General features: G+C 72.6%; 8 protein-coding genes. 3 read left to right on the top strand and 5 right to left on the bottom strand.

Translation table 11 applies throughout. From position 1 onward, the window contains the following. Window positions 1–27 precede the first annotated feature (27 nt). Window positions 28–1434: a type VII secretion integral membrane protein EccD gene (gene eccD / locus OG741_RS34810; RefSeq protein WP_405604340.1), complete on the bottom strand. Its 1407-nt coding sequence runs from the start codon at window positions 1432–1434 to the stop codon at window positions 28–30. Between the two features lie 455 nt (window positions 1435–1889). Here eccD and eccCa point away from each other — a divergent pair, with 455 nt between their 5' ends. Then, on the top strand, window positions 1890–5927 hold the full coding sequence (gene eccCa / locus OG741_RS34805; RefSeq protein ID WP_405604338.1) for a type VII secretion protein EccCa: 4038 nt from the start codon (window positions 1890–1892) through the stop codon (window positions 5925–5927). A 256-nt stretch (window positions 5928–6183) separates the two neighbouring features. Here the strand turns inward: eccCa and OG741_RS34800 are convergent, their stop codons facing one another. The 4 genes from OG741_RS34800 to OG741_RS34785 all read right to left on the bottom strand — a co-directional run bounded on the left by OG741_RS34800 (window position 6184) and on the right by OG741_RS34785 (window position 12923). Next, complete coding sequence (locus OG741_RS34800) at window positions 6184–7428, bottom strand: S8 family serine peptidase (RefSeq protein ID WP_405604336.1); 1245 nt, start codon at window positions 7426–7428, stop codon at window positions 6184–6186. Further along, complete coding sequence (locus OG741_RS34795; RefSeq protein WP_405604334.1) at window positions 7425–10742, bottom strand: right-handed parallel beta-helix repeat-containing protein; 3318 nt, start codon at window positions 10740–10742, stop codon at window positions 7425–7427. The genes OG741_RS34800 and OG741_RS34795 overlap by 4 nt, the downstream gene beginning before the upstream one ends. Before the next feature lie 145 nt (window positions 10743–10887). Continuing rightward, window positions 10888–12105 carry a ricin-type beta-trefoil lectin domain protein gene (locus tag OG741_RS34790; protein ID WP_405604332.1) on the bottom strand — a complete coding sequence of 406 codons (1218 nt, stop codon included), beginning with the start codon at window positions 12103–12105 and terminating at the stop codon, window positions 10888–10890. Next, complete coding sequence (locus OG741_RS34785; RefSeq protein WP_405605946.1) at window positions 12102–12923, bottom strand: type VII secretion system-associated protein; 822 nt, start codon at window positions 12921–12923, stop codon at window positions 12102–12104. The genes OG741_RS34790 and OG741_RS34785 overlap by 4 nt, the downstream gene beginning before the upstream one ends. Window positions 12924–13482: 559 nt before the next feature. Between OG741_RS34785 and OG741_RS34780 the strand changes: the two genes are divergently transcribed. Together OG741_RS34780 and OG741_RS34775 are read left to right on the top strand one after the other, a co-directional pair. Beyond that, window positions 13483–14436, top strand: coding sequence for a mannose-binding protein (locus tag OG741_RS34780; protein WP_405605944.1), 954 nt, complete (start codon window positions 13483–13485; stop codon window positions 14434–14436). Between the two features lie 167 nt (window positions 14437–14603). After that, window positions 14604–14828 carry a hypothetical protein gene (locus OG741_RS34775; RefSeq protein ID WP_405604330.1) on the top strand — a complete coding sequence of 75 codons (225 nt, stop codon included), beginning with the start codon at window positions 14604–14606 and terminating at the stop codon, window positions 14826–14828. The last annotated feature ends 255 nt before the right edge of the window (window positions 14829–15083 follow it).

The following is a 15083-nucleotide window of genomic DNA, read 5'->3' as shown; positions in this document are numbered from 1 at the left end:
TCTCCATGCCGCGGCGTAGGGGTGTGCTCAGCCGAACAGGCCGCGCAGCCAGCCGAAGAGCCCCGCCGCCCAGAGGGCGAGCGGCAGCAGCGCCACCGCGAAGCCGGTGTGCGCCAGTTCCGCCGCGCGGCCCCAGTACGGCAGCACCCGGCGGCCGGGCACCGTCCAGGCGGCGATCACGAGTGCGGCCGCGGCGGCAAGCAGCACCGCGAAGACCAGTACGCGTCCGTCGCCGTGGTCGTCCACCGCCCAGGAGCGGGCGAGCAGCAGCAGCCCCCAGACGCCGGGTAGGGCCAGGGTCAGCCGCTGCCCGATGTGCACCAGGCCGCGGCAGTGCAGGAGCAGCAGCAGGCTCAGCCCGACGGAGGTCAGCACCTCGGGCAGGTTCGGGTGGTCGGTGAGGACGACCAGGGCGGCCGCGGCGATGATGCCGGTGGCGGCGAAGAGCGCGGTGACCCAGCGCCCGGCCAGTTCGGTGCGCTCGGCGACCTCGTCGCCCGCGTAGGGCTCGATGCCCTCCTGGAGCTGGCTTGCGGAGGACGGCAGCGCGGGCAGGCGCATCCCGGCCAGTTTGAAGGCGAACGGTGCCACCGCTCCGGCGGCGAGGGCGACCACGGTCGCCACCAGCGCCACCGAGGCCGGTACGTCCAGGCCGGTGTAGCCCATCAGTGCCCCGGCGATCGCGGTCGCCACCGAGACCAGCGCGGTGGCGAAGAGGGCCGGGGCGCCGACCGCGGTGGCGGCGAGCGCGAGGACCGCGCCGCCCGCTCCGGCAGCGCCTGCCGCGAGGAGCCGTGCGCCCGCGACCTGTGCCGCGTCGGGGCCGGTCAGGTCTCCGCCCGGCAGCAGCCAGCCGGCCAGCGCCAGGCAGGGCGCGACGAGCAGGGCGAGCGCGGTCGCGGACAGGCGGTCGCCGACCGCGCGGCTGGCCGAGCCCGCGCCCGCGAGTAGCAGCAGCCCGGTCACGGCCGCGAAGGCGACCTGGGTGGATTCGGAGCCGGTCGCCCCGGGCCAGAGCACCAGCGCGAGGGCGGCCGCCACGGTCGCCACCGCGGTGCCCACCAGGAGTCCGCGGGCCGCTTCGGGGTGCCAGGTGTGCAGCTTCCGGCCCGCGGTGTCGGCTATCCCGTCCACCAGGTCGTCGAGCCGGGCCTCGGGCAGCGCCTCGGTGTGCGGGCGCAGGTAGAGCACGGCGCCGTCGGCGAACCCGGCGTGGGCGAGGGTGGTCTCCTCGTCGAGCGGGGCGCCGCCGAGTTGCTGGAGCACCCAGCCGGCATGGTCGAGACCGGCCTCCTCGGCTTCCTCGCCCACATAACGGAGCAGCGTCGGCAGGAGATCGGCGACCGGCACGTCGGCGGGCACGGCCAGATCGACGGAGACGCTCGGCGCACGTACGGTCAGGCGGCACAGCTCGGCCACCGCACTGTCGGTCATCAGCTGAACTCTCGTCTTCCGTGGGGGCTTTGACAGGAGGACTTCCCCGGGAGAGGGGACCTGCGAAGAGTACGGAAGGCCTGGCGCGGCCAGGAACGGGGGTACCGGGCTGGGGAATTGTGTCCGCGCGGCCAGCGACCGCCTCTCCCACGTGGACAGGTCGCGTTCCGTGAATGCAGACTACTGCCTACGCCCGCCGGATCGTGCTGCGGACCGGACTCATTGTCCGGTATGGAGTTGTCCTTCACGGGAGTTGACCGTCCCCGCTATCCGCTCGAAACATTCACCCCGGCGTTCACCGCGTCATGCGGCACCCGGAGAATCAGCTCGGTGCGGTCTTTCCCGCTACCGGGCGTGCCGGTATTCGGTGCGGGCAACAAAGGCAGTGAAACCGGAGGTTCTGTTCCTTGAGTGTGGTGCTGTTTCGCCGGCCGGCCCGCAGACGCGGACCGGAGATGCCCGAGGGTCAATTGACCCTTCAGGAGCCACCGGTCCTCGCCGAGACCGTGCCCGACACCTCGGCGATATGGACCTATTTGCCGATGGCGCTGATGTCGGTGTCCATGATGCTGATGTTCCTGCGCCCCGGCGGCGGGAACGGCGTCTTCATGTATCTGGCGATGGGCGTCATGGCGCTCTCCGCCGGTGCCATGCTGCTGGGGCAGCTGATGCGCCGCTCCAGCGAGCGCAAGCAGCGCCTGAAGGGCGAACGCCGCGACTACCTCCGCTATCTGGCGCAGACCCGCAAGCGGGTCCGTGCCACGATCGTGGAGCAGCAGCGTGCGCTCGCCTGGCGCCACCCGGACCCCGCCTCGCTGCGCTCGCTGGCCCGCACCTCGCGGCTGTGGGAGCGCCGTCCGACCGACGAGGACTTCGGCGAGGCCCGACTCGCGGTCGGCGAGCAGCAGCTCGCGCTCACCCTGCAACCGGTCTCCACCCGACCGGTGGAGGACCTCGAACCGCTCTGCGCCCACGCCCTGCGCCGCTTCATCCGCGCCTACTCCACCGTCCCGGAACAGCCCCTCGGCCTCTATCTGCGCTCCTCGGCCCGGATCCTGCTGCGCCCCGAGGAGACTCCGGGCGGGGCGACCGCCGAGCCGGGCGTCCCGCCGGCCGGGGAGACCGGCGGGGCCCGGGCCGAGGGCGGCGCCCCGGTGGAGGACCCGACCGACGCCGTACGCGCTCTCGTGCGCGCCGCGCTCGGCCAGCTCGCGGTGTTCCACGCGCCCGAGGAGCTGTGGATCGCGGTCTGTGTCAGTGACGAGCGCCGGCCCGACTGGGAGTGGGTCAAGTGGCTGCCGCACGCGCTGCACCCGCACGAGGAGGACGGCGCGGGTCAGGTCCGCCGGATCACCGCCGACCTCACCGAGCTGGACGACCTGCTCGGCGCCGAGTTCGCCGAGCGTCCCGGCTTCGACGCGGATGCCCGCCCCAGTCGTGACGAGCCCTACACCGTCGTCGTCCTGGACGGCGTCACCGTCCCCGAGGGCCATCGCTGGGAGGGGCACGGCTACCGCAACGCCGTGGTCCTCGACGTCTCCGGGGCGCTGCGCTGGCGGCCCGGCCGCAACACGCTGCGGCTGACCGTCGGTCCCGACCGGGTGAGCCTGGTGCGCACCGACCGCAGCCGCAAGGAGCGTTCCGTGCCGCTCGGCCGCCCGGACCGGCTCGGCCCGCTCGCCGCGGAGTCGCTGGCCCGGCTGCTCACCTCCCGCCGGATCAGTCTGGGCACCGACATCGCGCAGCCGCTGGACAGCGACGTCGAACTGACCACCCTGCTCGGCATCCCCGACCTGCACCGGCACGACCCGGCCACGCTCTTCGCCCGGCACACCGGCACCGCGCGGCTGCGGGTTCCGGTCGCGGTCGGTGTGGACGGCCGCCCGGTGGAACTCGACATCAAGGAGTCCGCGCAGGGCGGCATGGGCCCCCACGGCATGCTCATCGGCGCCACCGGTTCCGGCAAGAGCGAGCTCCTGCGCACCCTCGTCCTCGGCCTCGCGCTGACCAACTCCTCCGAGACCCTCAACTTCGTCCTGGTCGACTTCAAGGGCGGCGCCACCTTCCTGGGCCTGGAGGAACTCCCGCACACCTCCGCCGTCATCACCAACCTGGCCGACGAAGTGGCGCTGGTGGAGCGCATGCAGGATGCCCTGCACGGCGAGCTCATGCGCCGCCAGGAGCTGTTGCGCTCGGCCGGCAACTACACCTCCGCCCTGGAGTACGAGCGGGCCCGCGCCGCGGGGGCCGACCTCACCCCCCTGCCGAGTCTGTTCGTGGTGGTCGACGAGTTCAGCGAGCTCCTCTCCACGCACCGGGAGTTCATGGACCTGTTCGTGATGATCGGCCGCCTCGGCCGCTCCCTCGGGGTGCACCTGCTGCTCGCCTCGCAGCGCCTGGACGAGGGCCGCATGCACCAGTTGGAGAGCCACCTGTCGTACCGGGTCGGCCTGCGCACCTTCTCCGCCATGGAGAGCCGCGGCGTGCTCGGTGTGCCGGACGCCTATGAGCTTCCGGCCCAGCCCGGCAGCGGCTATCTGAAGTCCGGTGTGGAGTCACTGACCCGCTTCCGGGCGGCCTACTCCTCCGGCACCTACCGTCGTCGCACCGGCGCGGTGGTGCAGGCACGGGTGGCCAGCCAGGTGGTGCCGTGGACCAGCGGCTGGGTGGTGCCGCGCACGCTGGAGGCGGCGCCCGAACCGGAGCCGGAGACCGAGGAGAGCGAGGAGGACGAGGAGACGCTGCTCGCCGTGGCCCTCGACCGGCTGCGTGACTCGGGCCCCGCCGCCCACCAGGTGTGGCTGCCCCCGCTGGACGAGCCGTCCCCGCTGGACGCCCTGCTGCCCGGCATCGCTCCGGACCCCGAGCGCGGCCTCACCGCTACCGTCTGGTCCGGCACCGGCAAGTTGCGGGTTCCGGTCGGCCTGGTGGACAAGCCCTTCGAGCAGCGCCGCGACCCGCTGGTCGTGGACCTGTCCGGGGCAGGCGGCCACGTCGCCATCGCGGGCGGTTCGCAGAGCGGCAAGTCCACGCTCACCCGCACCCTGATCGGCGCCCTCGCCCTCACCCACACCCCCGCCGAGATCCAGTTCTACTGCCTGGACTTCGGCGGCGGCGGCCTCTCGCAGCTCGCCGCGCTGCCGCACGTGGGCGGCGTCGCGGCGCGGCTCAATCCGGAGCGGGTGCACCGGGCGGTCGCCGAGGTGATGACGCTGCTCGCCCGGCGCGAGCAGTTCTTCGTGGACCACACCATCGACTCCATGCAGTCCTACCGCCGCCGCAGGGCAGCCGGGGAGTTCCCCGACGAGCCGTTCGGTGATGTGTTCATGGTGGTCGACGGCTGGTCGACGGTCCGCCAGGACTACGACGACCTGATCCCGAAGTTCAACGAACTGGCCGCCCGCGGCCTCAACTACGGCATCCACCTGCTCATCACCACGACCCGCTGGGTGGAGCTGTCCGCGCAGGTGCGCGACCAGTCCGCCACCCGCCTGGAACTGCGGATGGGTGACCCCATGGACTCCGAGATCGACACCCGCAAGGCCCGCTCGGTGCCGCGCAGCGGCGGTCGCGGCATCACCGCCGACAGCAAGATGCACTTCCTCGCCGGCCTGCCCCGGCTGGACGGCAGCGGTTCCCTCGAGGACCTCGGCGAGGGCGTCGCCCACCTGGTCACCGAGGTCGCCCGGCACTGGTCCGGCGCACCGGCCCCGCAGGTGCGGATGCTGCCGCACCGGCTCCCGCTCGCCGAACTCCCCGCGCCCGAGTCCACCGAGGGCGGCGGCATGCGCCTGCCTCTCGGTATCGACCAGGACGCCCTGGAACCGGTCTGGCACGACTTCAGCCGCACCCCGCACCTGATCGTGGTCGGCGACACCGAGAGCGGCAAGACCAACCTGCTGCGCGGCATCACCGCGGGCATCACCGCCCGCTACTCCCCCGCCGAGGCGAAGATCATCGTGGTGGACTACCGCCGCACCCTGGTGGACACCGTCCCCGAGGAGTACCGCATCGGGCACGTGATCTCCCTGGACAACCTCAAGGAGACCATCGAGGGCGCGGCCAGGGCGATGAAGACCCGCGTCCCCGGCGCCGACATCGCCCCCAGCCGCATGCGCAAGTGCGACTGGTGGACCGGCCCGCGTCTGTTCATCCTGATCGACGACTACGACATGGTCTCCGGCAGCTCGTTCCAGAGCCCCATGGAGCCGCTCTTCGAGTACCTGACGCTCGGCTTCGAGATGGGCCTGCACCTGGTGGTCGCCCGCAGTGCCATGGGCGCCGGCCGCGGCCTCAGCGACGGACTCATCCGCCGCCTCGACGAGGCCAACAACCCCGCCGTCCTCCTCTCCTGCCCGCCCACGGAGGGCCGTCTCTTCGGCAACGCGAAGCCCCGGAACCTCCCTCCGGGCCGAGCGCTGCACATCGCCCGTCGCCGGGCGAAGCTGATGCAGACGGCACTGGTGGAGGAGCCCCAGGGCCAGGCGGACTGAGGAACCACGAGCGCGAAGGGTACGTACGGAACCGGTAGCGGGGGCCACTTGAGGTGGCCCCCGCTGCCGGTTCCGGGCCGGTTGTACGGCGCTGGTGGACGGCCGCGACCGATGGGTGACCGGCGAGTTCTCGAGCCGGCGTTTCGGCGTCGGCACCTGGTCGGGAACAACGTACGGCCGGCACCGGCGAGTTGCCGGGGCCGGCCGTACGGGCCTGCGGGTGGGGCGCCAAGGGGCAGCCCACCCGCAGCTCCGTTCAGTCCTTGTCCGTGCCGCCCGCTCCCGCCGGACGCCAGCCCCGGGCGCGGGCCCTGGGGAGGGCGAAGGCCGCCCACAGGATGGCGAGGACGCCTGCGGTACCGAGGAGGACGAAAAGCGTGGCTCGGTCGGTGGCGCGGTCGGCGGCCGAGGTGTCGCGGACGGCCACGGGGTCCGCGGCGCGCTCGGCGCCGGCAGCCGTACCCGAGTCGCCGAGGACCGTGGTGACGGCGGCGTACGGGTCCAGCTGGGGGATGTCGGCGGGGTAGGCGGTGGCGGTGAGACGGCGCGCGACGGCGTCGGGCGAGTCGTCGGGCCGGACGGCGCGGACTGCCGCGGCGGCCCCTGCGGCGTAGGCGGTGGCCACCGAGGCGCCGGCGCCGAGGTAGTGGCCGTCGCCGCGCGGGCCGCCGGAGACCACCCCGGCGCCGGGGGCGGCCAGGTCGATGCCGCTGGTGGCCAGGGAGTTGTCCGGGCGGACACCGCCGGGAAGCATGTCGGCGACCGAGAGGACCCCGGGTTCACCGGCCGGCCAGTAGGTGCGCGACGGGATTTCGTCGGTGCCGCCCCGGGGCGGGTCCGGGGTGGCCGCGGCGACCACCAGCGCGCCCTCACGGCGGGCGTCGGCGACCGCACGGGTCAGGTCCGCGTCACGACGCGGCAGGGCCGCCGCGACGGCGATGACGTCGGCTCCGGCCTCGGTCGCCTCGCGCAGCGCCTGCGTGACGAGGTCGGCGCTCGCCCGACCGCGCTGGTCGGTACCGCGCAGGGCCAGGATCTTCGCGCCCGGGGCGACACCGGTCAGACGCGAGCCGCCGTCGCCGGTCCCGGCGATCAGCCCGGCCATGAAGGTTCCGTGGCCGACGCAGTCGTCGCCGGCCGTGCCCTCGGCGGTGACCCTGCCGCTGAGCCCGGCGGCGCCCGGGACGACACCGGTGTCGATCAGGGCGACGGTCACGCCCGCGCCGGTGCTGTACTGGTGCAGCCGGTCCAGGTCGAGGCGCTGGCGCGACCAGTCCTGCTTCTTCGCCTTCTCGCGGGACGCGGGGGTGCAGGTGACCGCATCCGCGTCCGGATCGAGCGCGGAGGGCATGCCGGGCAGTTCCTGGCCCTTCTTCCCGTCGGCCGCAGGCAGGCGCGACGGAGGTGCCGCCTGGGCCGGGACGGCCGTGGGCAGCAGCAGCGCGGCGGCGAGTCCGGTGCCGGACAGCAGGCGGGCCACCCCGCGGGCGGGCATCGTCATCGGGGAGCCGCCTTCGGTGCCGCAGACACGACGTCCTCGGGGAGCAGGATACGCAGGTCGTCCAGAGTGGGTGTGGCCAGTGAACTGAGCCGCCCCGCCTGGCGGGTGACCATCGTCTCGACCACCTGACGGGCCAGGCGGGCGTTGCCGAAGGAGCGGTCCCGGGGCAGCGAGTCGAAGTACTCCTTGAGCAGCGGGCCGGTGCCGGCTCCGCACTCGTAGCCCATGCTCGAGGCCTGGGCCCGCACGATGGTGACCAGTTCCTCGGAGGAGTAGTCCGCGAAGGAGATCCGGCGCGGGAAGCGGGAGGACAGGCCCGGGTTGGAGGCGAGGAAGCGCTCCATCTCGTCCGTGTAGCCGGCGACGATGACGACCACCTCGTCGCGGTGGTCCTCCATCAGCTTCAGCAGGGTGTCCACGGCCTCCTGGCCGAAGTCGGCGCCGCCGCCGCGCGGGGTGAGGGTGTACGCCTCGTCGATGAACAGCACGCCGCCGCGGGCCCGTTCGAAGACCTCGCGGGTCAGCTGGGCGGTGTGGCCGATGTAGCGGCCGACCAGGTCGGCGCGGGCCGCCTCGATCAGCTGGCCCCGGTCGAGGATGCCGAGCTGGGTCAGGATCTCCCCGTACAGGCGGGCGACGGTGGTCTTGCCCGTACCGGGCGGGCCGGTGAAGACCAGGTGGTTGCTGAGGGAGGGCACCGGCAGCCCGGCGGCGGCACGGTGGCGGGCGGTGGTGATGAGGTTGACCAGGTCCGCGACCTCGCGCTTCACCTCAGCCAGGCCGATCATGTCGCCGAGGCGGGTCAGCGGGTCGTCGGCCGGGACCGCGGTCTCGGCGGCCTTCGTGGCGGCGGTGGCGGAGACGTCCTCCGGCAGCAGCAGCCGCAGGTCGTGCTCACCGACCTGCTGCAGGGTGGCGAGCCGGACGGCCTGTCTGTCCACCATCTCCTCGAACACCCCGCGTGCGGCACGGCCGTTGCCGAAGCCGCCGTCCCGAGGCATCGCCTCGAAGTGCGCGGCCAGCGCCGCCGCGGTGCCCTCGCCCAGCTCGTACTGGTGCTGGGCGCACATGTTCTCCATGATCGCGACCAGTTCGGGCACCGAGTAGTTCTCGAACTCGACGGTCCGCGAAAAGCGGGAAGCCAAGCCGGGGTTGGAGCCGAGGAAGGACTCCATCTCGCGGGAGTAGCCGGCCGCGACCACCACCACGTCGTCGCGGTGGTCCTCCATCAGCTTCAGCAGGGTGTCCACCGCCTCACGGCCGAAGTCGGCGCCGCCGTTGCCGCTGTCCGAGGCGAGCGTGTACGCCTCGTCGATGAACAGCACACCGCCGAGCGCCCGTTGGAAGGTCTCGGTGGTCTTGATCGCGGTACCGCCGACGACCTGCGCGACCAGGTCGGCTCGGGAGACCTCCACCAGGTGCCCGCTGCGCAGCGAACCCAGTTCGGCGAGGATCGCCCCGTACAGGCGGGCGACGGTGGTCTTACCGGTGCCGGGCGGACCGGCGAAGATCAGGTGCCGGCTCATCGGCGGGGCCGACATGCCGAGTTGTTCGCGGCGCTGGGCGAGCTGCGTCAGGTTGACCAGGGTGCGCACCTGCTGCTTGACGTTCTCCAGGCCGATCAGCGCGTTCAGGGCGCCGAGCGGGCCGTCCGCGCGGTCCGGCGGGGGCGCGTCCGCGGCGCCGGAGCCGGCCGGGTCGGTGTTCTCGGCGCTGCCGCTGCCCCACGCGTCCCGCTTGCCGTTGCCGGTGCTGTTCAGGCCCTCAACGGCCAGCCGGTCGCCGGGCGCGGTCTGCACCAGGCCGCCGCCCTCGTTCTCCCGGGCGAGGCAGTTCACCAGGGACACCGGCGCGGTGGACTCCACCCGGAAGCCGTCCTGGGCGCCGCCGGAGACCTCGCAGCCGCTGAGCGAGGCGAGCGCGCCCTCGCGGAGGAGGAAACCGTGGCCCTTGGGGGCGTGCACCGCGGTGCGGTTGGCGGTCAGCTCGCCGCCCGTGGCGACGACCACACCCTCCTCGCCGGATATCTCGACGCGGAAGTCGCGGACGGTGACGTTGCCGCCGTCCTCCACGACCAGACCGCTGGTGGCCGTGTCGGAGACTCCGCCACCGGCCAGGTAGAGGGTGCTGCCGGAGGCGACGCGTACACCCGCGCCCTTCGGCCGGACGATCTCGCAGTCCTCTACGCGGCCGCGGGCGTCCTTGGCGGTTGAGATGCCGTCACCGGAGGGTTCCACCAGCCGGGCCCGTCGCAGCAGCGGGTTGGCACCGCCGCGCACCGCGATCGCGGGCGAGCCGCCGATCACCTCGAGGTGGTCCAGCTCCGGCGCCGAGTCCTCCTCCAGGAGCAGCCCGGTCTGGTCGCAGTCGCGGACCGTCAGGCCGGTCAGGGCCGGGGAGGCGGCTCCCGCGACCCGCAGCGCCGCGCCCTGCGCGCCGTCCACCCAGCAGTCCTCGAAGGTGCCGCGCGCCCGGTCGGTGACGAGCACGCCGTGGCCGCGCGTACGCGAGACGCGGCAGCGGCGCAGTACCGGGTCGGTGCCCTGGGCCAGTGTGATGCCGTTCCCGGACGCTCCGGTGACGCGGACGTCCTCCAGCGTCGTACGGCCCCCGCTGCTCAGGTGCACGCCGGTGCTGGTGTCGTGCACCACGGTGCGGACCACCGAGAGGGAGCAGTTCTGCTCCAGGGCGATGGAGGGTTTGTCGGTGGAGGAGATGTCGCAGTCCTCGACGGTGCCGCGGGCCTCGCCGTTGGCGAGCAGGCCGTTGCCGCGAGCGTCGCGGACCGTGCAACCGCGGATGCGTGCCTCGCCCTGCTCCGCGATGACCAGGCCGCTGGTGCCCAGGTGTTCGAAGGTGCAGGACTCCACGGTGGTTGGCGTGGTCGAGGTGACCACGATGCCCGCGCCCTGCGGGTTGCTCACCCGGCACTCCCGCAGCGCGAGTGAACCCGTTCCGCCGGCCAGCATCGCGGTCCAGGCGGCGCCGACGACCTCACAGCCGTCGAGGGCGGCCTGCCCGCGCCGCACGTCCACGGCCGGCAGTTCGGCGTCGCCGCCGCGCAGAGTCAGTTCGGAGAGCATCACGGCGTCGGCGCGCAGCGCGATCACGCTGCCCGAGCGCGGGCGGATCTCCACCGTCCCCCGCCCTTCGGCGGCGGTGAGGGTGACCCTGGTGTTGATCACCAGGTTCTCCGCGTATGTCCCGGGCCGGACGCTGATGAGTGCGCCGGTACGGGCGGCCGCGAGTGCCTCACCGATCGTCCGGTAGCGGTCCCGGTCCCCCGGACCGACGGTCAGTACCTGGCGCGACACGCACCAACCTCCTTGCCACGGGGGCGTCTGCAGCGGGCGCCCCCTCGTCCGGGGGCGCGTGTCGGCGAGCCGACGGTGCCATCATGCCTCGCCCTGGGGGCGGGCGAGTGCCGAGAGCGGTGTTCTCGGTCTGCGGGACGTCCTGTCAGACGCTCCACTTCTGGTTGTCGGTCCCCGCGCAGCTCCACAGTTGCAGCCAGGCCCCGCTGCCCCGGTTGTTGTCCTTGATGTCGACGCACTTGCCGACAACGGTGTTGACCAGGTCGTGGCTGGCGTTCAGGACGAACTTCTGGGCGGCGTTGCCACTGCACCAGGCGATCTGGATGGGGCTGCCGTCGTTGTAGTTCGCGTTGGCCACATCCAGGCACTTGCCGTTGATGCGGACGGTGCCGTCGGAGGCGAACTGCCACTTCTGCGTGGGGCCGTTGTTGCAGTCCCACACGAACAGCTGCTTGCCGTCGCTGAAGTCGCCGCCCGGTACGTCGATGCAACGGCCCGAGAGGTGACTGCGCAGGGAGACGGGGGCGCTGAGGGTCACGCCCGAACCGGCCTTCGCGGGCTGGTCCTTGCGGACGTCGGACTTCGTCCCGCCGCTCTGTTTCTCCGGCTGGTCCTTCGTACCGGCGTCCTTCTTCACCGGGGCGGACGCGGAAGCCTCTTTCACCGGCTCCTTCTGCTTGCCCTGCTGGTCGGGGTCCTTCTTGCCGTCGCCGGAGGAACCGGTGTCGGGCGTGGTCGCAGCGAACTCGCCCGGTGCGTCCTGCGCGTTCCCGCCGAGCACTGTTCCCTCCGACGCCGGCCCCCTGCGGTCCTTGTCGTCGCTCCCGCCGAGCATCATGAACGGCACCGACACGAGCAGCGCCCCCGCGACCGCGGCCCCGGCCAGCACCGCTTTACCCGGCCTCCCCACCGGTCCGGCCTGCTGCTGCGGCCGGTCGATCGCGGTCACGGCCATGGTCCGTACGAGCGCCGGCAGCCGGCTCTTGGCGGCCGCGGCGGCACCGGGGTCGCCTTCGGCTTCGGACTGACTGCCGGAGGCCGCCCCGCTCTCGGAGCTGGTGCCGGTCTCGGAGCCGGCCCGGCTCTCGGAGTTGGTGCCGGTCTCAGAGTTGGCGCCGGTCTCGGAGCCGGCGCCGCCTTCGGGCTCTGTGGTGCTGCCCTGTGCGGCCGTCTCCTCGGCCGCGGCAAGTTTCGTACCGGCCTCGGCTCCGCTCTTCGCCTCCGCGGGCTCAGAGTTGGGCTCGGTCTTGGGTGCGGGAGCGGGTGCGGGCTCGGCGACGGCTGCGGTCGCGGCCGTCTCCTCGCCGTCGGAACCGGGCTCGGCACGCGGAGAGGTGGGGGGTTGTGGAGCCGAACGTGTCACGTGGTCCTCCCTGTGGTGTGGGGCCAGGGTTCAGGAGAGCTGTCGGTCCGGGCGGCCGCAGGGCCGGTACGGTCCGCCGAGCCGGAGAGGCCGCCGGAGCTCTCCACCGTCACGGCCTCTGCTGCGGGCGCCCCCTCGGCACCCGGCACACGTACGGGATCGAGAAGACTGTCCGCCGGGACGAGCAAGGGGGCCGCGGCTCCGGCGTTCGCCAGCAACCGGGTGCCCGAATCACTGAGTGAACGGGCCAACTCGCGTGCGGGAAGCGTGTCATGTCGAAGTGCCGCGGACATGAACTCGTGTACCGGCGAGGTGAACAACAGCACCACCGGTGCCCCGTCCAGGCCGGTGGCCGTGAGCGGCCCGCCGTCCGGCCCGCGCACCACTGTGATCTCCGCCTCCGCGAGCGCCGCGAGCGCCTCGTCCACCGACCCGTAACCGGTGGCGGCACGCTGCGCCGCCGCGTCCACCGGGTCGCTGGGCTCCGGCCAGCCGAGCACCCGGGCCGAGGGCCGGTACGCCGGGTTGGCGCGGTAGTCCCCCAGGCCCCCGTCCTGGTCCGACTGCCACTCCCCCAGGACCGCCCACTCCGGCGGCGTCCGCTCCTCGGTCCACTCCGGGTCGACCACGCCGATCCAGTGCCCCGGCGCCCGGCGGGCGGCGGCCCGCACGGCCTCGGGTATCTCGGGCGTGTCCGCGAATTCGGTGGTCTCGGTGACGTCGGCAACGACTGGCTCGGAAGCGGCGGTCGGGCCGGAGCCGTCAGGCACCACGGACAAGGCCTCATGCCTGCCCTCTTGCCGTTCTCCGGGCCGCATTTTCACCTGAACTCTTCGGTCCGTACGAATTCCTGGGTGCCGCCCGCCATGCGCGCACCTCAACGTTGATCAGATCGGGGAGCCAACAGGATGCCACACGCGCCCCGCCCGTGGGCGACCGGGTCATGTCCGTATCAGGGGCCCGCGTGCCCGTTTGCTGCCCGGGTGGTGACCTTTTGGGGAGCAGTGAGGCGTGGGGGGACAAAGCGGTGGGGCGGTTGGGGCTGGGGGGTGCTGCTGTCGCCCCTGTGACGGGCTAAGTTGGGTGTGCCATCGGGCCCGTCGACGTACACATGCCTTCCGCCCGGACGTCCAAGCCAGGGCTGTACGGGAGGACTTCGCGGCTCGGAAGGGTTCGCAGCCCGGAAAGGCTCGGACCGGTCCGCGGCCGCCGCCGCGGAGGGCCAGCGGAACTCGACGACCAGGACCGAGAGCCGAACCGGCTGACTCGACGCGGCACTTGCCCAAAGCCCGCCGCGCCGACCGGCGTTCGTCCGGCCCGGCCGCTGTGCGGCCCGTGCCCACCACCGACAGCTCCGCCACCGAGGAGGAGTACCGCATGTCCCCCCAGCACCACATCCCCGGCGCGAACGCGGAGGCGCCCGCCGCCCGCGCAGAGGAGGCCGGGTCGCCACCCCCGTCCTCGGCACCGGACGAGCAGGCCCCGAGCCCCGCCGCGCCCCCCAAGGCGGAGTCAGGCACTGCCCTGAGCGGGGAGACCGCTGCCGCGACCGCCACCGCCGCCGCCCCGCCCCCGGCCGCCGCCAAGCCCGCCGAGGAGCCCGAGGAGGGCGTCGCCGTCGCGGCGGCCGTCGGAACGGCGCCGCCGGACGTCAAGGCCGCCACCGGTACCGACACAGGACGCCCCCGCAAGCCGATCCTGGCGGGGGCCGCGATCGCCGGCGCCGTCCTGGTCGCCATACCCCTGCTGCTGGCGGGGAGCGCGAACGACGAGCGACCCGACTCCGCCAAAGGGCTGGCCGCGGACTCCGACACCGTCCTGAACGCGAGCTCCGCCCCCGCCGTGCTCGACGACTACGTGGCCGAGAAGCCCAGTTCGTCCCCGAGCAAGGCGAAGCCGAAGAAGAGCGAGGCGCCGAAGGTCGCCGTCGTCCAGCCTGCCGCGCCCTCGCCGAGCCCCAAGCCGAGCAGCTCGCCCGAGAAGAAGGCCAAGGCGACCCCGAAGCCGAACTGGGGCACCAAGACCGTCTACGCGACCAGTGTCCTGCAGGTCGGACAGGCCTGGTCCACCAACCGCATCCGCATGGTCATGCAGAGCGACGGCAACCTCGTCGTCTACAACGAGAAGGGCAAGCCCATCTGGGCGGCCATGACGTTCGGCGCCAACCACCGGGCAATCTTCCAGCAGGACGGCAACCTCGTCATCCACAACGCCGACGACCGCCCCATCTGGGCCTCCAAGAGCCACGGTCACGAGAACGCCCAGCTGGTCCTGCGGGCGGACGGCAAGGTCGTCATTCTTCACAACGGCGGAGTCATCTGGTCCACCTGACACCGCGGCGGGTCGGAAAGGCCCCGACTGTCGGACCTCGCCGCTACGTGACGGGCCGTGATCGCACAACGGCGCCACGGCCCGTCACGCTGCCCATTCCGCCGCTCGCCGCGCGGACCCAGCCGAGGAACGACAACCGAACCCGCCTGTCCGGGCTGTCGCGGTTCGTGTCCACCAAACTCCGTCACGGCGCCAAGCTCCACGTCACCGAGAGCCTGACCGAACTCCGCAAGAAGATCGCCGGTCACCTGGCCAAGGCCATGCCCCGCCCGATCGCCGCCGATGACCTGGCTGTACGCACCGCAGCTGACCCGAGCACGTCCGTGCTGGAGGGCGTCTCGATGTTCCTGCACCGTGAACCGCGGCATCGATGTAGTGCGTCGGCCAGATAGACCTGCCTCGCATGGACGAACCGCCTATAGCGGCTGGAGTCGGCATCTCGGACACCGAGGGTGAGCCGACGACTATTTTCGGCCAGAGGTGCGAGTCTCGGCGCCAGGTACGAGATCAGCCAAGGTCTGCCGGGCGAGCTCTGGGCGGATCCTCTTGCCTGGAAGCCTCAACGCGTGTCATTCATCCGGAAGTCGCCCCTATCTGGCGGAAGATTTACCGATCCGATAGAGATACCGCAAGAGAAACGACCGAAA

Source organism: Streptomyces sp. NBC_01410 (assembly GCF_045040195.1).
GTDB lineage: Bacteria > Actinomycetota > Actinomycetes > Streptomycetales > Streptomycetaceae > Streptomyces.
Note: the sequence above shows the minus strand (reverse complement) of the source record. Positions and strands in the feature narration are given on the sequence as shown.